We start from the raw sequence: 18835 nt of genomic DNA on the forward strand, positions 1-18835 counted from the left end.
AAAGCCGCCCGGTCAGGGGCTCGGGCCGGTCAGAGCGCTCCCGGGACGACGAGGCCCGACTCGTAGGCGAGCACGACGAGCTGGGCCCGGTCGCGGGCGCGCAGCTTGGCCATGGCCCGGTTGACGTGCGTCTTCGCGGTCAGCGAGCTGATCGTCATACGGTCGGCGATCTGCTCGTTGGACAGGCCCTGGGCGACCAGGGCGACGGCCTCGCGTTCGCGCTTGGTCAGCTCCTCCAGCCCCCTGCCGGCGCCCGTGCGGGGCGGCTGGGTGACGTACCGGTCGATCAGCTTGCGGGTGATCGACGGGGCCAGCAGCGCGTCACCCCGGGCGGCGACGCGTACGGCGTGCAGGAAGTCCTCCGGGACGATGTCCTTGACGAGGAATCCGGCCGCGCCGGCGCGCAGCGCGTTGAAGACGTACTCGTCGAAGCCGTAGTTGGTGAGGATGACGACGTGCACCCCGGCCAGGGCCGGGTCCGCGGCGATGCGCCGGGTGGCCTCGATGCCGTCGACGACCGGCATCTGGATGTCGATGAGCGCGACGTCGGGCCGGTGCTCCCTGACCAGGGCCAGGCCCTCCTGCCCGTCGGAGGCCTCGGCCACCACCTCGATGTCGTCCTCCAGGTCGAGGAGGGCGCGGAACCCGCTGCGGAGCAGGGGCTGGTCGTCGACCAGCAGGACCCGGATCATGACGGCCGGTCCACGGGAAGCTCGGCCCGTACGCTGAACCCGCCCTCGCCGCGCGGCGCCGCGCGCAGGCTGCCGCCGAGGGCGGTGACCCGTTCCCGCATGCCGAGCAGCCCGACGCCGGGCACCGGGACCGTGTCCGGCGAGGCCGTGCCGTCGTCCTCGACCTGCACCGCGAGGGCGCCGGGACGGTAGTGGATGCGGACCGACGCGGTCGCGGCGGCGGCGTGCCGGGCGACGTTGGTCAGCGACTCCTGGACGATCCGGTACGCGGTCCGGTCCACCGCGGCGGGCACCTCCCGGCGTTCCCCCTCGATCGTCAGGGTCGCGGACAGGCCGGTCGCCCGAGCGCGTTCGACCAGCTCCGGGACCTGGTCGAGCCCCCTCGGCGGGCTCGGGGCGTCCTCGCGCAGCGCCTCCAGGGTCGCGCGCAGCTCCCGGGTCGCCTCGCGCCCGGCCTCCTGGATGGCCAGCAGGGCGTCGGGCACCTGTTCGCCCCGTTTGCGTGCCACGTGCACGGCGACCTCGGCCTGCACCTTGATGATCGAGATCTGGTGGGTGAGTGAGTCGTGCAGCTCACGGGCGATGCGCACCCGTTCCTCCTCGGTCCGCCGCCGGGCGGTCTCCTCGCGGGTGCGCTCGGCTTCCTCGGCCCGCCGTTCGGCCTGCCGCAGCGCCTCGCCCGCGGCGCCGGCCGCGACCAGCCAGGCCAGCTCAAGGGCGCCCCTGGCCTGGGCGAACGCCTCGCCGGTGTCGTGCAGGCCCGAGGCCAGCGCCGCGAGGGGGAGCAGGGCCAGCACGAGCACGCTGGTCACGACGGTGACGACGGGCCTGCCCGCGCGTACGGCCGCGTACACGGCGAACAGGTACGCGACCGCCGGGACGTCGAAACCGGCCGCCTGATAGGCCACGGCGCACAGGCCGGTGACGGCCAGGACGGCGACCGGGGCCCGGCGGCGCGCGGCCAGCGCCAGCCCGCCGCCCGCCAGCAGCGCGTAGCCGAGCAGGTCGAGGTACGTCGTGGCGCCCCCGCCGGAAAGGCCGGTGACCAGCAGCGCCGCGGCCACCCCGGTGGCGATCACCCAGTCGGCGGCGGCGGGCGGGACACCTGACCATCCTGTTCTCATGCGCGCACCCTAGCCTGGCGCGCGCCCCGGGTCGCTCCCGCGCGGGGATGATCCTCCGGCTACCGCGGACGCGGTATCCCCGCTGCTCCTACGGCGTCCGCGGTAGCCGGCTGCGGCGGCGGCAGCAGCGCGGAGGGCCGCCGAGCGCCGGACGACCCGGGGCGGGGCCGGGGGACATGCTCGTACGACAGCCGAAGTCCCGGAGAAGGAGCCGTCCATGTCCGCCCGCCATCTGCTCGCCGCCGTCCAGCCGGACCCCGCCATCTCCTACCTGACCACCGGACGCACCTGGTCCCTGGTGGCGATCCTGCTGGGCCTGGCGGGCGCGGTCGCCGGAGGTCGCGCCCTGGCCCGCTCCCGAGGCCGGGCCGCGAACGGCCGGCGCGGCGCCGTCGTAGCCCTGGCGGGGGGACTGGCCGGCGTGGTCATCGGCGGGCTGGTCGTGGCCGCCGCCAAGGGCGGCCCGGGAACCGGTTACGGAATCGTCGGCGGCTACGTGGCCCTCGTGGTGGGGGTGGTCGCGCTGGCCCTCGGCGGGCTGACCCTGGCCCGTGCCCGCCGCCTCACCGACGGGCGCGGCCGGCCCGGCGGGTCGTGAGCACGCGGACGCCGAAGTGCGGCGGCCCGGCCGGTGCGGTCACCGGGCGGGGGCCCGTACGGAGTGGAACGTCGTGGTGCGGCGCAGCCGGAAGCCGAGCCGTTCGTAGAGGCGGATGGCGTTCGTGTTGCTCGCCGCGGCGTGCAGGAACGGCGTCTGCCCGCGGGCCCGGACACCCGCGGCGACCGCGCGGACGAGGCGCGCCGCCAGGCCCTGCCCGCGGTGGGCCGGATGGGTGCAGACGGCGCTGATCTCGGTCCAGCCCGGCGGGCTCAGGCGTTCGCCCGCCATCGCGACCAGCTCGCCGCGGCGGCGGACGCCGAGGTAGTGGCCCAGCTCGATGGTGCGCGGCAGGAACGGCCCCGGCCTGGTCAGCTCGACCAGGGCGAGCATCTCCGGCACGTCGGCCCCGGTGAGCCGGACCGCCTCCTCGTCGGGAGCCGCGGCCACGGCGTCGCCGGTCAGCTGCACACCCGCCCCGCGCGCCACGACCTCCCATCCGGCGGGCGGCGTGAGCTCCGCGGCCGAGCACGAGACCAGCCCGCCCGGCCCCACCAGCGCCGCCGCGTCGGCCCAGTCGCGCTCGGTGAGGGACTCGGGCAGGGCCACGAAGGGTGAGACGTCGGGAGGGTAACGAAGCACGTCTCCGCGCCGTTCGGCGAAACGGGCGTGCGGACCGGTCAGCGAGGAGCGGGCCGGGTTGTCCAGCGGGTGCGGCGGCGCGCCCTCCAGGGGCGCGGAGGTCCGTACGGAGGAGTCGCTGCCGAAGAGGGGGCGCACACGGAGACAATAACATGTATAGTCAGTAGGGAATGTCGATTATTCTCGCGCATCGTCAGCGCGCGACAGGAGGACTCCCCCCATGAGCGTCACCGACCAGCTGATCGCCAACTCCGAACGCTATGCCGCCTCCTTCGACGCCGGCGACCTGCCGCTGCCGCCCGCCCGGGGCGTGGCCGTGCTGGCCTGCATGGACGCCCGGCTCAACGTCTACGGCCTGCTCGGGCTGCGCGAGGGCGACGCGCACGTGATCCGCAACGCCGGCGGCGTCGTCACCGCCGGCGAACGTCGCAGCCTGGCCATCAGCCAGCGCCTCCTGGGCACCCGCGAGATCATCCTCATCCACCACACCGACTGCGGCATGCTGACGTTCACCGACGACGGCTTCAAGAACGACATCTACCAGGAGGTGGGCGTCAAGCCCGACTGGTCCGCCGAGGCGTTCCAGGACCTGGAGGCGGACGTGCGTCAGTCGATCAGGCGCATCCAGGCCGACCCGTTCATCCCGCACAAGGACTCCGTGCGCGGGTTCGTCTACGACGTGACCACGGGCGGCCTGAGCGAGGTCAAGCCGGAAACCGCCTGATCAGCCGGGTGTGTTCGGCCGGGATTGCGATCCTAGGAGTATTAGGTTTAAGCTAGCAACATTAGCTTGGACCGAACATGACTAGGTGAACCCATGATCCGTGCTGGACTGACAGCCGATCGCGTGACGCTCGCGGCCGCCGAACTGGCGGACGAGGTCGGGCTCGACCACGTGACCATGTCGGCGGTGGCGCGCCGGCTCGGCGTGAAGGACGCCAGCCTCTACGTGCACGTACGCAACCTGGAAGACCTGCGCGGGCGCGTCGCGCTGCTGGGCGCCGACGAGAAGACCATCCGCATCGCCGAGGCCATCGCCGGGCGGGCCGGGAAGGACGCGCTCGTGGCGTACGCCGACGCCTGGCGAGCCTACGCCCACGAGCACCCGGGCCGGTACACGGCGACGCAGATCCCGATGCGGATCGACCCCGACCTCGCCGCCCAGGCCGCCGGGCCCCGGCGCGCGATCGAGCTGACCTACAGCATGCTGCGCGCGTACCGGCTGGAGGAGCCCGACCTGACGGACGCGGTCCGGCTCATGCGCAGCATGCTGCACGGTTTCGTCAGCCTGGAGGCCGCCGGCGGGTTCGCGCACGCGCGCCCGGCGGAGGACTCCTGGCGGCGGTGCCTCGACGCCGTGCACAACGCCCTGGAGCACTGGCCCGCACCCCGTGAAGGAGACTCGGAATGACCGGCCCGACCATCGGCCACCTGCGCGTCGACGGCGCCACCCTGCGCTACGAGGTGCGCGGGAACGGCCCCCTGCTGCTGCTGATCCCCGGCGGCACGGGCGGCGCGGCCGCCTTCGACGGCGTCGCCGACGCCCTGGCCGCCGATCACACGGTCGCCTCCTACGATCCGCGCGGCCTGTCCCGCAGCCCGCTGGACGACCCCGGCGAACCGCAGCGCGTAGAACAGCACGCCGACGACGCCTACCGGCTGCTGGAGCTGCTGTCGCCCGGCGCGCCCGCCCTCGTGGCGGCCTGCAGTTCGGGGGCGATCGCCGGGCTGCACCTGCTCACCACCCGTCCAGAACGGGTGGAACGCCTCGTCGCGCACGAGCCGCCGGTGGTGGAGGTGTTGCCGGACGCCGCCGAGCATCGCGCGCTGCTGGCCCGCGTCCAGGACACCTTCCGCCGGGAGGGGCTGATGCCGGCGGCGGCCGTGTTCGCGGCCGGTCTCAGGCGGCCGGGCGACGATCCCGCCGACGTCCCGGCGGCCACCCCGCAGCCTGAGCTGTCGGCGGAGGCGGCGGCCCGGGTGCGGCGCACGATGGGGGACATGCCCTACTTCCTCGGGCAGATCGTGCCGAGTTTCATGGCCTACGTCCCCGACCTGGATCGCCTCCAGGAGGTGTCGGGGCGGCTCGTGCTCGCGGGCGGAACGGACTCGCGCGGCGAACTGCCCTACCGGCCCGCCGCCTTCCTGGCCGAACGACTCGGCACGTCGTTCGTGCACTTCCCGGGCGGGCACACCGGTCTCAGCACGCACCCGGCCGAGTTCGGGGAACTGCTCGCGCAGGTCCTGAGGAGCGGCGAGCGGTCAGTGGTGTCGAGGTAGCCGACGGCGGCGGCGAGCAGGGACGTCCCCCACAACAGGAACACCGGGTAGGTCGCCGCGAACCCCCAGCTCCCGTCGAGGATCCCGGCTCCGCCGCCGGGCGCGCACGTACGGGTGACGCCGAAGGCCAGGCAGGTCGTCATCATGGCGCCGTACTGACCGACCAGGAGGCCGACGGCCGCCGCCGGGACGACGGCCAGGGCACGCGGCACCCGCCGCCCTCCGGCGAACGGCACCCGTTCCGGGACGACCTGCCCCCAACGGCTGATCAGCCCCAGCGTGAGCAGCCCGCCGAGCACCGGCCCGGCGACGAGCAGCACCCAGAACACCGCCGAGCCGCCCAGCTCCGCCAGGCCGGCGCGGGAGCCGCCGCCCACACCGAGCGGCACGCCCACTCCCCACAGCAGGTGCGGAACCGAGAAGCCCAGCACCGGCACGGCGGCCGCCGTCCAGGTCGCCGCCCTGGCCCAGGGGGCGGGACGGACCGTCCCGCCGTCCCGGGACACGCGCGCCCGCGCGGACGTACGCGAGCCATGGCGGACGGTCGCCAGGGCCAGCAGCACCCCCAGTACGGCGAGCAGCGACTGCCGGGCGAGGGCGGGGTCGTCGAACTTGCCGAAGGCCAGCCGCATGACCAGGTTCCCGGGCGCCACCAGCGCGAGCGCGGCCGAGGCGGCCCAGCCCGCGGCCAGCAGCGCCGGCCGTACGTGTGCTCTCATGGCCGCCCACGCTAGGACGCGGCCCCTGCTCCCGGTCTCCCTCCCGCGGGTGAGAATGCTCCCTCGCAGGGGTCACTTCAGCGCGCCCGCCGTCATGCCCGCCTGGATCCGGCCCTGGAGGAGGGCGTAGACGATGAGGATCGGCGCCATGGCGATCGTCAGGCCCGCGAACAGCCCCGAACGGTCACCGGCGTAACCCTGCTCGACCGCCAGGTTGGCAAGTCCCTGCGACAGGACGAACTTGTCGTCGTCGCTGACCAGGAGCAGGAGGATCAGGTACTGGTTCCACTGGCCGATGAAGTTGAAGATCCCGACGCTGATGAGCCCCGGCCGGGCCAGCGGCAACATGACCCGGAAGAAGATGCGTGCCTCGCCGCACCCGTCGAGCTTGGCGGCCTCGGCGACCTCCTCGGGCAGCGTCCGGAAGAAGGCCACCAGGAAGAACATCGAGAACGGCAGCGAGTACGCCGTGTACACGAGGATGAGCCCGGGCAGCGAGTTGCCGAGCCCGAGGTTCTGGACGACGAAGAACAGCGGGACCAGCGCCATGAAGACGGGGAAGGTCATCCCGGCGATGAAGAAGTAGTACAGGGCGTTCTTGAGCCGGAACTCGAAGCGGGCGAAGATGTAGGCGCCCATGGCCGACAGCAGCAGCCGTCCGCCCGCTCACCCGCTCATGCGTGGCGATGGCCATCAGAGTTCGAGATCGGGGACGCGCCCGAGGTCGTCGCGGCGGTGCAGGCCGCGGTCCGGCCGCTGCACGAGTTCGTGGCCGTGTCCGGCAGCGTCGTCGGCGCGCTGGCCACCACGCTCGGCGCGGCCGTCCTCAGCCTCGAACAGGCCCACGGCCAGCTCCTCGGCGAGTACGCCGTGCACGCCGCGCCCGCCGTCGACCGCCTCGGCCCATCCCCGGGAGACCGCCCGGCCGGATGATCAGTGGGCTCGCGGCGGCGTCCCCTCGGCGAGCCTGCCGTCGCTCATGGTCAGGACGGTGTCCACCGCCGCCAGCGCGGCCAGGTCGTGCGTGACCATGACGGTGGCCAGGTCGTTCTTCCTGGTCAGGTCGGCCAGCAGGGAGACGACGCGCTCGCCCCGGTGGTGGTCGAGCGCGCTGGTCGGCTCGTCGACCAGCAGGACCTCGGGGGAGTTCATCAGCGCGCGGGCGATGTTGACACGCTGGCGCTCGCCCCCGGACAACTGGTGCGGGCGCTTGTGCTCCTTGCCGCCCAGGTCGACGGCGAGCAGCAGCTCCCGCGCCCGCTCGGCCGCCGTACGGGGGGATTCGCCGGCCAGGTGTGCCATCACCAGGAGCTGGTCGAGCGCGGTGAGCGAAGGCAGCAGGTTGGCCTGCTGGAACACGATGCCTACGTGGTCGCGGCGCACCTTGGTCCGGGCCGCCTGACCGGCCCGCGAGACGTCCTGCCCGGCGATGCTCACGCCGCCCGACGCGGGCGTGACGAGCGTGGCGGCGACGGCGAGCAGGCTGGACTTGCCCGAGCCGGACGGGCCGACCACCGCGGCGAACTCGCCCGGCGCGACGGCCAGGCTGACGTGGTCGAGCGCGGTCAGCGTACGGTCGCCGTCGGGGTAGGTCAGGACGACGTCCGTGAGCTTGAGGGTCATCGGGAGGCTCCCAGGGCGGTCAGCGGGTCGACGGAGGTGATCTTGCGGATGGCCAGCGCGGCCCCGGCGGCCCCGAGCAGGACCAGCACGGCCACCGGCACGACGGTGGTGGCCGCCGACAACACGAACGGCACGGTCCCCTCGGCCAGCGCGCCGAGTCCCGCCCCGAGCAGGCCGCCGGCGGCCGCCCCGGCGAGCAGCACGACGACCGCCTGGGCGAGGGCGTCCCGCAGCAGGTAGCCGGTGCTCGCGCCGAGCGCCTTGAGCACGGCGACGTCGCCACGCCGCTGGATCGTCCAGACGGTGAAGAAGGCGCCGATGACCAGGGCCGAGATCGCGAACAGGAAACCGCGCATGAGCTGGAGCGAGCCGTTCTCGGAGGAGAACGAGCCGATCGCGGCGGGCGCCTCGGACAGAGGGACCGTCGTGGTGCCGATCCTGGCGTCGGCGGCGTCCAGGTCGGCCGCGTTCGGGCTGGTCGGGGCGTCGGTCGTCAGGGCCAGGACGGTCGCCACGGTGGCGGCGTCCCCACGGCGGGCCATCCGCTGCCAGTCGCCGATCTCGATCCAGGCGACGGGAGTGTGGCTGTAGGACGCCTCGTCCCCGATGCCGGAGACGGTGAAGTCCTCGCCGGCGATTTGTAGCGTGTCGCCGGACTTCAGCCCGGTGCCGGTCGCGAGCGCGGTGGACAGGACGATCCCGCCCGCGCCGACGGGCCGCCCCTGGGCGAGCGCGCCGCCCGGCTGGACGCCGAAGAGCGCCGCCGCCGTGCTCCGCTCGTCGCCGTAGGCGAGTCTCGACATGGAGACGCCGAGCCGTTCGACGGCGTCGCCGGCCACCTGCCGCCAGTCCTGCCAGGTCCGGTCGGTGATACGGCTGTCGGCGAAGGCGGGTTTCTCCGCGCCGTCGAAGACGAGGTGGGCGGCGGGCAGGCCCTCCACGGCCGAGACGTTCTCCCGGGCCAGCCCGGCGGTCAGGCCGGACAACATGGTCACCAGGAGGGTGATGAGGAAGACGACGGTGCCCATCAGGGCGAACCGTCCCTTGGCGAAGCGCAGGTCTCTGAGCGCCACGAACACGGCGCATCCCCCGTTGCGGTTGAAGGGAATGTTGACGGTTCTCAGCGTGGGTTCGCCTGGTTCGTCCGCACATCGTGCATGCGGGCCGCCCGAAATACTTCTTTTGGACGATTTGCTGGTGGGAACTGTCCCATACTCTGGGTGAGAGATGTCTGACTATCCGTTCCCGCCCACCCTCCGGCTGCTCCGATGGACCGTGCACGGCACGTTCGCGATCCTCCTGGTGATCGCGCTGGCCGGGGTCGCCGGGAAGGGGCGGCCCGCGCTGGTGCTGGGCGGGGTGCTCCTCGGGGTGCTCTACGCGGCGGGCATCGTGATCGAGGGACGGCTGCCGCACTTCGGCGGGACGACGCACCTGCGGCTGGGCCGCGTCTGGCTGGTGCTGACCACGGCCGGATGGGCGGCGCTCGCCCTGGCCGCGCCGCAGTTCGTCTGGCTGGCCTTCCCGCTCTTCTTCGCCCACCTCCACCTGCTGCCCCTGGCGGTCGCGTTGCCGGGCGTGGCGGCGCTGACCGTCGCGGCCGTCCTGGCCGCCGCCTGGCACGAGGGCCGGCTGACCGCTGCCCTGGTCGTCGGGCCGACGATCGGCGCCGCCGTGGCCACCCTGATGGCGATGATCTACAAGACGCTGCACGCCGAGAGCGAGGAACGCCGCCTGCTGATCGACGACCTGGTCCGCACCAGGGGCAAGCTGCTCCAGGCGGAGGGCGACGCCGTACGGCTGGCCGAGCGCGAACGCCTGGCCAGGGAGATCCACGACACGCTGGCGCAGGGCATGTCCAGCATCATCCTGCTCCTGCGTGCCGCCCGGAGGGACCTGGCCGACGACCTCCCGGCCGCCGAACGCCGCATCACCGAGGCGGCGGACGCGGCCAAGGAGAACCTGGAGGAGGCACGCAACTTCGTCCGGGCCCTGGCTCCGCCGGCGTTGCAACAGGCGTCGCTGGCCGCGGCCCTGCGCAGGATCAGCGACTCCGCCGTGGCGGGCACACCCGTACGGGCCCGCTTCGAGATCTCCGGCACGCCGGCGCCGCTGCCCGCCGACTACGACGCCACGCTGCTCCGCATCGCCCAGGGCGCGCTGGGCAACGTCAGCCGGCACTCCGGAGCCGGTCACGCCGGGGTGACCCTCACGTACCTGGACGACGTGGTCATGCTGGACGTCTACGACGACGGCCGGGGGTTCGACCCCGGCAACGCGACCGGCTTCGGCCTGCGCGCGATGCGCGAACGGGTGAGCGCCCTGGGCGGCAGCCTCACCGTGGAGTCGGCTCCCGGCGAGGGCACGGCCGTGGTGGCCACCCTGCCGTTGCCGCCCAGAGAGCCGGCGTCGTGATCCGGATCGTCCTGGTGGACGACCACCCCGTCGTACGCTCCGGGCTGCGCGCCATGCTCGCCGGGCAGCCCGACTTCGACCTGGTCGGCGAGGCCGCCACGGGGGAGGAGGGCGTGGAACTGGCCGGCGCGCTCGCGCCCGACGTCGTGCTGATGGATCTCCGGCTCGGTACGGGCATGCACGGCAGCGAGGCGACCCGCCGGATCGTGGCACTGGGCGGGCCGCGGGTCCTGGTGCTGACCACGTTCGACACCGACGCCGACATCGTGGCCGCCGTCGAGTCGGGCGCGACCGGCTACCTGCTCAAGGACGCCCCGTCGGACGACCTGCACGCCGCCATCCGCTCGGCCGCCGCGGGCGCGGGCGCCCTGGCGCCGAGCGTGGCCGCCCGCCTGATGGGCCGGGTCCGGGCGCCCGACACCGCCCTGAGCCCGCGCGAGCTGGAGGTGCTCGCGCACGTCGCCGCCGGGTTGTCCAACCGGCAGATCAGCAAGGCGATGTTCCTCAGCGAGACGACGGTCAAGACCCATCTGGCGCACATCTACACCAAGCTGGACGTGGACTCCCGTACCGCGGCGGTCGCGGCGGCCTCCAAGAGGGGGCTCATCCGTACCCCTTGAACGGGGGCGATCACTTCCCGTTGGACGGGCCCGCGGCGCGGAAGGCGAGGATCGCCGCGGCGAGCAGGAGTATCCCGCACACGCCCTGCTCGGCGACCATCCAGCCCGGCAGCGGCAGGAACAGCAGCACGCCCACCACCGCGACGAGGATCACGACGAGCACGATCCGCAGGCGCAGGAGCGCCCGGTCGCCTCCGTGCTGGGCGCGGCGGGCGAAGGCGAGGGTGAGGATCGACGTCGCGGCCACGATGATGCCGCGCCCCCATGCCTCGTCGGTGACGAGCGAGGGCGCGACGCCGGACAGGACGGCGATCGCCACGATGGTCAGCAGGCTGAGCGTGGTGTAGGCGGCGACCAGGAGCATTGCCGCGTGCAGGCCGGGACGGGGCAGCGCGTCGGAGGAGTTCGGGTTGCTCATGAGGCGTCCTTGGAGGTGAGGGAGGCCGGCTGGACGGCGCGCAGGAAGAGCGCGGCGGCCTCGCGGATGTAGTGCTCGTGGTCCAGCTCGGGGTGGGCGAGGAAATAGGACGCCGCCCCGTCGACGATGGCGCGGATCGACAGAGCGGTGACCTCGGGGTCGAACTCGCCGAACTCGCCGCTCTCCTGCCCTGACTGCAGCAGCCGCCGCAGCGGGGCGATCGCGTCGTCGAGTTGCACGGCGTGGACGGTGTCGGAGTTCATCAGGATCTGCTGGGTGGCTCCGACGTGCGCGGGGTGGAGCGTGATGAAGCGCAGGTTGGTCTCGATGTACGTGCGGAGCTTGTCCGTCGCGGTGTCGGCGGCGAGCAGGCGCTCGGCCATGTAGGTCGCGCCGGTCTCGAACAGCGCGCTGACGACCGCCTGGTAGAGCTCCTCCTTGGAGGAGAAGTGGTAGAGCGCGGTGCCCTTGCTGGTGCCCGCTTCGCGGGCGATGCGGTCCACCGAGGCGGCCCGGTAGCCGTCCCTGGTGATCACCTGGATCGCGGCGGTGATCAGGTCCTGGTGTCTGGCCCGCTGGGTACGCGTGGGCGCTCCCGATTCCTTTGACCGCATGGTCCAAAGTTAGACCGAGTGGTCGAAAAACGCAAGAGGGGTCGCGCGGCTGGACTCTCCCCCATTGGGAGGCCCCAGGCTGGGCGCACGAACGAGGGGCCGCCGGCCCCCCTGCCGATCTTCTGGAGAAGTCATGACACCGCGATTGGTGCACTGCGCCCCCGTCACCTGCCTCAACGTCACGGGTATGGGAGAGCCCGGCGGCCCCGAGCACGTCTCGGCCATCCGCGCCCTCTACACCGTGGCCTCCGCCATGGGCGGCCCGGCCGGGCCGCTGGAGGGGCGCTGGTGGGTGGAGGACAGCTCCCTGCCGCCGCTGGAGACCCCACGCGACCTGTGGCGGTGGCACCTGCTGCTGCCGCTGCCCGGCGTGCCCGAGCCGGGGACGGCCGAGGCGGCCCGGGAGCGGGTACGCGCGTCCGGCGCGGCAGTCGACCGGGTCCAGGTGGTCACGTTCACCGAGGGTGAGTGCGTGGAGCTGCTTCACGAGGGCCCCTTCAGCGAGGAGAAGGCGTCGCTGGAGGTGATGGAGGCGTACATGGCCGAGCACGGGCTGACGCGCACCGGCCTGCACCACGAGATCTACCTGACCGATCCCACCGACCCCGAGCCCAGGACGATCCTCCGGCAGCCGGTCACCCGCCCCGCCGGGGAGCTCCCGCGAGAGGGCTGAGACACGGCTTTACGGGAGGTGGAAACTGGTCCACGATCACTGCGAGGGGGTGCCGAAACGATCAGAAGGGAGCCCCATGCGGCTCGGCAGGCGATCCTTGGGGGCGGTTGTGCTCACCCTCGGATTTCTCACTTTGGCATTGTTCCTCTCGGCACTCGTGATCGGCCCGACCGGGGAGACGGCCCTCGCCTCCGTCCCCTTGGCGAAGGGCGCCGCCGCGAAGGGCGCCGCGTACGCGATCGTGCCCGCGGCGGCCGACGACGCGCCGCCCACCCGGCCCGGCGGGCTGCGGCCCTGCCCGGTCCCGTTCGCCGCGAATCCGACCGGATACGCCTCCATCTGCTGGGCGGCCTCCTCGGACGACATCGGGATCGCCGGCTACGACCTGTACCGTCTCGACCCCGGCGGCTTCGTCCTGGCCGCCACCACGACCAGCACGGTCGGCGGCTTCTCCGGCGAGCTGAACCACCTGTACACGATGTACGTCGTGGCCAGGGACCTGGCCGGGCACCTCAGCCCGCCCTCCGCCCTGATCACGGTGCCCGCGCTGCTCGGGATGACCCCCAGCACCTCGCCGACCCCGCTGCCGGGCGACCACGTGCCGCCGTCCAAGCCGGCCGGGCTGCGTGACGCCTGCCTCCAGGACTACGCGGGCGTCACGTTCTGCTGGCAGCCGTCCACCGACAACGTGGCCGTGACGGCGTACGACGTCTACCGCGAGACCGCGACGTCGTACAGCAAGGTCGGCACGGTGGTCCCGCCGAGCACGAACTTCGCCGAACCCGGCCTGGTCGTCGGCCGGCGCTACACCTACGTCGTGGTCGCCAAGGACGCGGCCGACAACCTCAGCACGCCGTCCGACCCGCTGTCCGCGCTGGCCAGGGAAGGTCTGCCGAGCCCGACGCCGACGTCCGGCGCGGCGTGCTCGGTGTCGTACCGGGCGATGCCGGCGGGGTCGCGGCTGGACGCCGAGGTCACCGTGCGCAACACCGGCACGGAGGCCGTCGACGGGTGGACCCTGACCGTCGGCTACCCGGCCTCGGCCGGCGTGCGTCTCGTCTCGGGCTGGTCCGCGAACTGGACCCAGGCCGGTACGGGGCCGGCCGGCACGAACAAGCAGTGGAACAAGGTCATCGGCGTCGGCTCGGCGGTCCAGGTCGGGTTCACCGCCGCGTACGGCGGCCCGCTGCCCGCGCCCGAGAGCTTCGCACTCAACGGGAAGACCTGCGCCAGCGGCTGATACCCCGCCGTACGGGCATGCGGCCGCGCCCCTCGATCCGGAGGGCCGGCCGCATCGCCCGTACGGGCCGCGCCGCGGAGGTCACGGGCCGTCGTCGCCGAAGGGCAGCGGCAGGCGCAGGCCGAGCGGCGCGTAGATCTCCAGCTGGTCGTAGTAGAAATGCTGGCCGGCGACCAGGTCGTCGCGCAGGTGCGAGAACCAGCAGCCCCGCACGCTGATGTGACCGCCCGTGGGGGCCAGCAGCTCGCCCCCGACCGTCAGGTACGGGCCGGTGTGCGTGCCGGTCGCCGTCAGCACGGTCGCCACCATGTCGTGCGCGGCGACGGTGTCCCACGGGGTGAAGCGCAGGTCGGGGAAGCCGTCCCATATCTGCCTGAAGTACGAGGCGATCTCCTCGGGATCGTGCGCCTCCATCTCGGGACTCACGACGATCGCGTCCGGCGCGTAACACCGCAGCACCGCGTCGAGGTCGTGAGCGTTGGCGGCGTCGAGCAGCCGGCGCACGACGTCGCCCGGCGATGGCGGCACCTGTTCCATGCCGGCTACGTACCCGTGCCGGTACAGCTCACGGGCAAACCATCGCCACCGCCCGGAATACCTTTCCTGAAACGCGTCCGATGCCGGGCTCGGGACCAACGGCCCGGTCATGCGGGACCTCCTCCTCCGGTACGCCGCCGCCACCCGTACGAGGGTGAAGGCAGAGAGCTTCGACCGGTGAAGGAGACGCGTGATGAGCACTCACATCGTCGTCGGCGTGGACGGGTCCGCCCCGGCGACCGAAGCGGTGGAATGGGCGGCCGCCGACGCCCGGCGGCGGGGTCTGGACCTGCGGATCGTGCACGTGTGCCCCGAGTGGTGGCACGGCGAGAACGTCGAGCACTGCGCCCGCGCCCTGGAGGCGGCCGCCGAGCGGGCCCGCGAGCGGGCCGGCGACGTCAAGGTGACCACGGAACTGCTCTCCGGGAACGTCGTCGAGGAGCTGATCCGCGAGTCGGCGACGGCCGACAGCGTGGTCCTGGGCAGCCGGGGGCTCGGCGGGTTCGCCGGGATGGTGGTCGGGTCGGTGAGCGTCGGCGTGGCCGGGCACGCGGCCGGGCCGGTCGTCGTCGTCCGCACGGCCGCCACGGCCGGGCACGCCACGGTGGTGGTCGGCTACGACGGCTCCGACGACGCGCGGGCGGCCATGGAGTACGCCGTCGAGCAGGCCCGTTCCCGCGGGGCCCGCCTGCACGTGGTCTCGGCCTGGCAGGTGCCGGTGTTCTCGCCGTACGCCGTCGCGTACAACAGCCTGATCGAGGAGGCGGTGCGGCAGGCGCGCGAGGCCGCGCACGAGTGCGTCGTCCCCTGGCGGGCGGCCAACCCCGACCTGGTCATCACCGACGAGCAGCCGTGCGCGCACCCGGTCTCGGCCCTGATCCAGGCGGCCGGATCGGCCGACCTGGTCGTGGTCGGGTCGCGGGGCCGGGGCGGGTTCGCCGCCGCCGTGCTCGGCTCGGTCAGCCAGGGCGTGCTGCACCACGTGACCTGCCCGGTCGCGGTGGTCCGTCCCCGGACGGAGGAGCGGTCATGAACGGCTCGCCGACCGCCGGACAGGTGATGAGCCGCGTGCTGGTGGCCGTCCGGCCGGACGAGTCGCCGCTGATGGCCTGGGAGCTGATGCGCCGGGCCGGGGTGCACCACCTGCCGGTCGTCGACGGGCGGCACCTGGTGGGCATCCTGACCCGTGAGCGGCTGGCCGCGTCCTGGTCCGGCGGGCCGCAGGAGCAGGCCGGGCGCGAGGTGCGCGACCTGCTCGCGGGCGTCCGTACGCCCAGGGTCGGGCCCGGCACCTCGCTGAGCCGGGTCGCGGCCGTCATGCTCGACGCCGACGTGGACGCGGTGCCCGTGTTGTCCAGGGACGGCCTGGTCGGCCTGATCACCGCCAGGGACGTCCTGTCGGTGGTCGCCGGGCGGCTCAAACCGCGACACGAGCCGAGCGAAGTGGTGACCGGGATGTTCCACCTCGAACCGGTCCTGCCGGAACGGCGGGAGCCGGCCCGGTCGTCCAGGAGCTGGCGGGAGGCGTGACATGAAGGCGCTGGTGGTCTACGAATCCATGTACGGCAACACCGAGAAGATCGCCCAGGCCGTGGCCGAAGGGCTGGCCACCCGGATGCGGGCCGAGGTGGCGGAGGTCGGCTCGGCCCCCGCGCACGTGGATGGCGACGTCGCGCTGCTGGTGGTGGGCGGCCCGACACACGTCTTCTCCATGAGCCGGGCCTCCACCCGCGAATCGGCGGCCCAGCAGGCCACCGGTCCGCTGGTCTCCCGGAGCCGGGGCGTACGCGAATGGCTGGCCACGCTGAGCACGTCGTCGGCCGGGCTCTGCTCGGCGGCGTTCGACACCCGCGTGGCCAGGCCCCGCCTGCCGGGCTCGGCCGGTGCCGCGGTCGCCAAGCGGCTGCGCCGCCTCGGCGTCCGGCAGGTCGTGCCGCCGCAGAGCTTCTACGTGACCGGCACCCAGGGGCCGCTCGCGGCGGGGGAGCTGGAGCGGGCCAGGCAGTGGGGCGAGAGCCTGGCCGCCTCGTTCCCGGTCCCGGCGTCCTGACGGCCCACGAAGCGGCGCCCGGCGGTCATCCCGCCGGGCGCCGCTTCGTCGTCAGGCCGCCGCGGGGCTGGGGGACGGGTGCAGGATCCGGTCCAGGCGGGCGGCGGCGTACCCGAGCGTGGACAGCGCGACGACGATCAGCAGGTCGCCCGGCGGCAGCGGCTCGGTGCCGAGCAGTTCGCGCAGCGGCGGCAGGTAGAGCCCGGCCAGTTGCAGGACGAGCGCGCCGGCCACGGCGAGCGGCAACATCGGGTTGGCCGGCGAACGCGGCCGGGTCCGGGTGCCGAGCGCCACGCCGAGCTGGGTGGCGCCGAGGGCGAAGAAGGCCATGCTCTGCCACGCCCGCCCGGTCAGCGAGGCCCAGACGGCCACGCCCAGGGTGACGGCGGTGAGCACGACGGCGATGCGGAGCACCCGCTGCCACAACCCCGCCCCCATGATGCTCTGGCCGGGCGGCCGGGGCGGGCCTGACATGGTTCCCGGCACGGTGGGCTCCCCGCCCAGCGCCACGCCGGGCAGGCCATGGGTGAGCAGGTTGATCCACAGGATCTGGGCGGGCAGCAGCGGGAGCGGAAGCCCGACGAACGGCCCCAGCACCATCACCGCGATCTCGGCCGCGCCGCCCGACAGGCCGTAGACCAGGAAACGGCGGATGTTGGCGTAGACCCGGCGGCCCTCCTCGACGGCCGCGATGACGGTGTCCAGGTTGTCGTCGGCCAGCACCAGGTCGGCGGCCTGCCGGGCGACCTCCGTGCCGCGTTTGCCCATGGCCACCCCGATGTCGGCGCGGCGCAGCGCGGGGCCGTCGTTGACGCCGTCGCCGGTCATCGCCAGGACCTCGCCGCGATCCCGCAGGCCCTGGATGATGTCGAGCTTCTGCTCCGGCGTGGCCCGCGCGTACACGCCGGCCGGCTCCCCGGCGAGCGCGCCGGGCTCGCGGCAGTCGACGACCCGGTCGCCGGCCTCGACGATGCCCAGGTCGGCGGCGACGGCGCGGGCGGTGCCGGGATGGTCCCCGGTGATGAGCACGGGCCTGATGCCGGCCCGCCTGCAGTCGGCCACGGCCGCCGCCGCGGCGGGACGCGGCGGGTCCAGGATCGCGACCAGCCCGAGCAGCGACAACCCGCTCTCCCGTACGGGGGACGGGACGGCGTCCAGGTCGGCGCTCGCCACGGCCAGGACGCGGTAGCCGTCGCGGGCGTACCGGTCGGCCTGGGCGGCGGCGCGGGCCAGCAGCGCCGGGTCGTCGGTCAGCACGGCCGGGTCCAGCAGCGCCTCGGGAGCGCCCTTGCAGAGCAGCCGGGCACCGCCTTCCGGCAGGAGATGCACCGTGCTCATCCGCTTGCGGCCGCTGTCGAACGGCAGCTCGGCGGCCCTCGGGAAACGTGCCTGGAGGCTCTGGCGGTCGAGGCCGAGCCGGGCGGCGGCGGCCAGCAGGGCCGCCTCGGTCGGGTCGCCCAGCGCCGTCCACTCCTCGCCGGCCTCCAGCGGCGGGCGCAGCCGCGCGTCGTTGCACAACGTCGCGGCCGTCAGCAGCGCGGCGAACGCCTCCGGGCCCGCGCCGCCGGCGATCTCGCCGTCGGGCGCGTAGCCGGAACCGGTGACCGTGGCCTCCGCCGCCGGGGTCCACAGGCGCCGGGCGACCATCCGGCCCTCGGTGAGGGTGCCCGTCTTGTCGGTGGCGAGCACGGTCACCGAGCCCAGCGTCTCGACGGCGGGCAGGTTGCGTACGAGCGCGTCCCGCGCGGCCATCCGGCGGGCGCCGAGGGCCAGGCTCAAGGTCACGACCGCGGGCAGCGACTCGGGCACGGCGGCCACCACCAGGCTGATCGCGGTCACCACCATCAGCTCGACCGGCTGGCCGCGTACCAGGCCCAGCGTCAGGACCAGCGCCGACAGCAGCACCGCGACGGCGGCCAGCATCCGTCCGACCCCCACCAGGCGGCGCTGCAGCGGCGTGAGCCCGGCCCCCTTGACCATGAGGGCGGCGATCCGGCCGCTCGCGCTCGCCGCGCCGATCGCGGTGACGACCGCCCGGCCCCTGCCCCGCGCCACGACGGTGCCGGAGGAGACGGCCGCGCCCTCGGCCTTGTCCACGGGTACGGACTCGCCGGTCAGCGCCGACTCGTCGACCAGCAGCGCCGCCGACTCCACCACCTCGGCGTCGGCCGGGACGATGTCGCCCTCGGCGAGCACCAGCAGATCCCCGGCCACGACGTCGCCCGCCGGGATCTGCCGCTGGTGACCGTCGCGCACCACGCGGGCCTCGGGGGTGGCGAGCTCGGCCAGGGCCGCGATGGCGCGGTCGGCGCGTACCTCCTGGGCCACCCCGACGGCCGTGTTGACCACGATCACCAGCGCGATCACGGCGGCGTCGGTCCAGTCGCCGGTGGAGACGGTCAGCGCCGCCGCGATGAGCAGCACGATGATGAGCGGGTCGCGGAGCTGCGTGACGACGCGCCGCCACAGCGGGGTGGGCGGTTTGCGCGGGAGCAGGTTGGGGCCGTCCCGCTCCAGGCGCGCGGCGGCCTCGGCCGACGACAGACCGGGAGACGATGGCGTCACGTGGGTGTCCTTCCTGCCCGCCGTG

The 18835-nt window shown here is 73.8% G+C and carries 22 protein-coding genes; 12 read left to right on the forward strand and 10 right to left on the reverse strand.

Annotated features, from left to right (window positions below):
- Nucleotides 1-29: 29 nt before the first annotated feature.
- The gene (locus IEZ27_RS18650) at nt 30-692 is read right to left on the reverse strand and encodes a response regulator (protein WP_189648398.1); all 663 of its coding nucleotides are present in this window, start codon (nt 690-692) and stop codon (nt 30-32) included.
- The gene (locus tag IEZ27_RS18655; protein WP_189648399.1) at nt 689-1816 is read right to left on the reverse strand and encodes a sensor histidine kinase; all 1128 of its coding nucleotides are present in this window, start codon (nt 1814-1816) and stop codon (nt 689-691) included. Before IEZ27_RS18655 ends, IEZ27_RS18650 begins: the two co-directional genes overlap by 4 nt.
- A 217-nt stretch (nt 1817-2033) precedes the next feature.
- Here IEZ27_RS18655 and IEZ27_RS18660 point away from each other — a divergent pair, with 217 nt between their 5' ends.
- Nucleotides 2034-2414, forward strand: coding sequence for a DUF6223 family protein (locus IEZ27_RS18660; protein ID WP_189648400.1), 381 nt, complete (start codon nt 2034-2036; stop codon nt 2412-2414).
- 39 nt (nt 2415-2453) lie between these two features.
- Here IEZ27_RS18660 and IEZ27_RS18665 read toward each other — a convergent pair whose 3' ends face one another.
- Nucleotides 2454-3194: a GNAT family N-acetyltransferase gene (locus IEZ27_RS18665; protein WP_229824110.1), complete on the reverse strand. Its 741-nt coding sequence runs from the start codon at nt 3192-3194 to the stop codon at nt 2454-2456.
- 82 nt (nt 3195-3276) lie between these two features.
- On the opposite strand from IEZ27_RS18665, the gene IEZ27_RS18670 reads away from it, so the two are divergent.
- The 3 genes from IEZ27_RS18670 (at nt 3277) to IEZ27_RS18680 (ending at nt 5336) form a co-directional block, all read left to right on the forward strand.
- Nucleotides 3277-3780 carry a beta-class carbonic anhydrase gene (locus tag IEZ27_RS18670; RefSeq protein ID WP_189648401.1) on the forward strand — a complete coding sequence of 168 codons (504 nt, stop codon included), beginning with the start codon at nt 3277-3279 and terminating at the stop codon, nt 3778-3780.
- Between the two features lie 93 nt (nt 3781-3873).
- Complete coding sequence (locus IEZ27_RS18675; protein WP_189648402.1) at nt 3874-4467, forward strand: TetR/AcrR family transcriptional regulator; 594 nt, start codon at nt 3874-3876, stop codon at nt 4465-4467.
- Nucleotides 4464-5336, forward strand: coding sequence for an alpha/beta fold hydrolase (locus IEZ27_RS18680; protein WP_189648403.1), 873 nt, complete (start codon nt 4464-4466; stop codon nt 5334-5336). Before IEZ27_RS18675 ends, IEZ27_RS18680 begins: the two co-directional genes overlap by 4 nt.
- A gap of 791 nt (nt 5337-6127) precedes the next feature.
- Here the strand turns inward: IEZ27_RS18680 and IEZ27_RS18685 are convergent.
- A complete protein-coding gene (locus tag IEZ27_RS18685; protein WP_189648404.1) occupies nt 6128-6694 on the reverse strand; it encodes a carbohydrate ABC transporter permease in 567 nt (188 codons plus the stop codon).
- 96 nt (nt 6695-6790) lie between these two features.
- On the opposite strand from IEZ27_RS18685, the gene IEZ27_RS18690 reads away from it, so the two are divergent.
- Nucleotides 6791-6988: a hypothetical protein gene (locus tag IEZ27_RS18690; RefSeq protein ID WP_189648405.1), complete on the forward strand. Its 198-nt coding sequence runs from the start codon at nt 6791-6793 to the stop codon at nt 6986-6988.
- On the opposite strand, the gene IEZ27_RS18695 is transcribed toward IEZ27_RS18690, so the two are convergent.
- Both IEZ27_RS18695 and IEZ27_RS18700 read right to left on the reverse strand, forming a co-directional pair.
- The gene (locus IEZ27_RS18695) at nt 6989-7678 is read right to left on the reverse strand and encodes an ABC transporter ATP-binding protein (RefSeq protein WP_189648406.1); all 690 of its coding nucleotides are present in this window, start codon (nt 7676-7678) and stop codon (nt 6989-6991) included.
- The gene (locus tag IEZ27_RS18700) at nt 7675-8757 is read right to left on the reverse strand and encodes an ABC transporter permease (protein ID WP_189648407.1); all 1083 of its coding nucleotides are present in this window, start codon (nt 8755-8757) and stop codon (nt 7675-7677) included. The genes IEZ27_RS18695 and IEZ27_RS18700 overlap by 4 nt, the downstream gene beginning before the upstream one ends.
- Before the next feature lie 148 nt (nt 8758-8905).
- Here IEZ27_RS18700 and IEZ27_RS18705 point away from each other — a divergent pair, with 148 nt between their 5' ends.
- Together IEZ27_RS18705 and IEZ27_RS18710 are read left to right on the forward strand one after the other, a co-directional pair.
- Nucleotides 8906-10093 (forward strand): sensor histidine kinase, encoded by a 1188-nt coding sequence (locus IEZ27_RS18705; RefSeq protein ID WP_189648408.1) that lies wholly within the window; start codon nt 8906-8908, stop codon nt 10091-10093.
- Nucleotides 10090-10713, forward strand: a complete 624-nt coding sequence (locus tag IEZ27_RS18710) for a response regulator (RefSeq protein ID WP_189648409.1) — start codon at nt 10090-10092, stop codon at nt 10711-10713. Before IEZ27_RS18705 ends, IEZ27_RS18710 begins: the two co-directional genes overlap by 4 nt.
- 10 nt (nt 10714-10723) lie before the next feature.
- Here the strand turns inward: IEZ27_RS18710 and IEZ27_RS18715 are convergent, their stop codons facing one another.
- Together IEZ27_RS18715 and IEZ27_RS18720 are read right to left on the reverse strand one after the other, a co-directional pair.
- Nucleotides 10724-11131 (reverse strand): hypothetical protein, encoded by a 408-nt coding sequence (locus IEZ27_RS18715; protein WP_189648410.1) that lies wholly within the window; start codon nt 11129-11131, stop codon nt 10724-10726.
- Nucleotides 11128-11745, reverse strand: coding sequence for a TetR/AcrR family transcriptional regulator (locus IEZ27_RS18720; RefSeq protein WP_189648411.1), 618 nt, complete (start codon nt 11743-11745; stop codon nt 11128-11130). Before IEZ27_RS18720 ends, IEZ27_RS18715 begins: the two co-directional genes overlap by 4 nt.
- Before the next feature lie 133 nt (nt 11746-11878).
- On the opposite strand from IEZ27_RS18720, the gene IEZ27_RS18725 reads away from it, so the two are divergent.
- Nucleotides 11879-12418, forward strand: coding sequence for a GyrI-like domain-containing protein (locus IEZ27_RS18725; protein WP_185844912.1), 540 nt, complete (start codon nt 11879-11881; stop codon nt 12416-12418).
- 133 nt (nt 12419-12551) lie between these two features.
- A complete protein-coding gene (locus IEZ27_RS18730; protein WP_189648412.1) occupies nt 12552-13658 on the forward strand; it encodes a cellulose binding domain-containing protein in 1107 nt (368 codons plus the stop codon).
- 81 nt (nt 13659-13739) lie between these two features.
- Here IEZ27_RS18730 and IEZ27_RS18735 read toward each other — a convergent pair whose 3' ends face one another.
- Nucleotides 13740-14195 carry an ester cyclase gene (locus IEZ27_RS18735; RefSeq protein ID WP_189648413.1) on the reverse strand — a complete coding sequence of 152 codons (456 nt, stop codon included), beginning with the start codon at nt 14193-14195 and terminating at the stop codon, nt 13740-13742.
- Nucleotides 14196-14388: 193 nt separating this feature from the next.
- Between IEZ27_RS18735 and IEZ27_RS18740 the strand changes: the two genes are divergently transcribed.
- From IEZ27_RS18740 to IEZ27_RS18750, 3 genes are read left to right on the forward strand one after another with little or no spacing between them, the layout of a single operon-like run.
- Entirely contained in the window at nt 14389-15228 is an 840-nt protein-coding gene (locus IEZ27_RS18740) for a universal stress protein (protein WP_189648414.1), read from the forward strand.
- Nucleotides 15225-15725, forward strand: coding sequence for a CBS domain-containing protein (locus IEZ27_RS18745; RefSeq protein WP_189648415.1), 501 nt, complete (start codon nt 15225-15227; stop codon nt 15723-15725). Before IEZ27_RS18740 ends, IEZ27_RS18745 begins: the two co-directional genes overlap by 4 nt.
- A gap of 1 nt (nt 15726) precedes the next feature.
- Nucleotides 15727-16245 (forward strand): flavodoxin family protein, encoded by a 519-nt coding sequence (locus IEZ27_RS18750; RefSeq protein ID WP_189648416.1) that lies wholly within the window; start codon nt 15727-15729, stop codon nt 16243-16245.
- A 51-nt stretch (nt 16246-16296) separates the two neighbouring features.
- Here the strand turns inward: IEZ27_RS18750 and IEZ27_RS18755 are convergent, their stop codons facing one another.
- Nucleotides 16297-18810 carry a cation-translocating P-type ATPase gene (locus IEZ27_RS18755; RefSeq protein ID WP_229824111.1) on the reverse strand — a complete coding sequence of 838 codons (2514 nt, stop codon included), beginning with the start codon at nt 18808-18810 and terminating at the stop codon, nt 16297-16299.
- Nucleotides 18811-18835: the final 25 nt, after the last annotated feature.

The organism is Nonomuraea spiralis (assembly GCF_014648435.1).
Classification (GTDB): domain Bacteria; phylum Actinomycetota; class Actinomycetes; order Streptosporangiales; family Streptosporangiaceae; genus Nonomuraea; species Nonomuraea spiralis.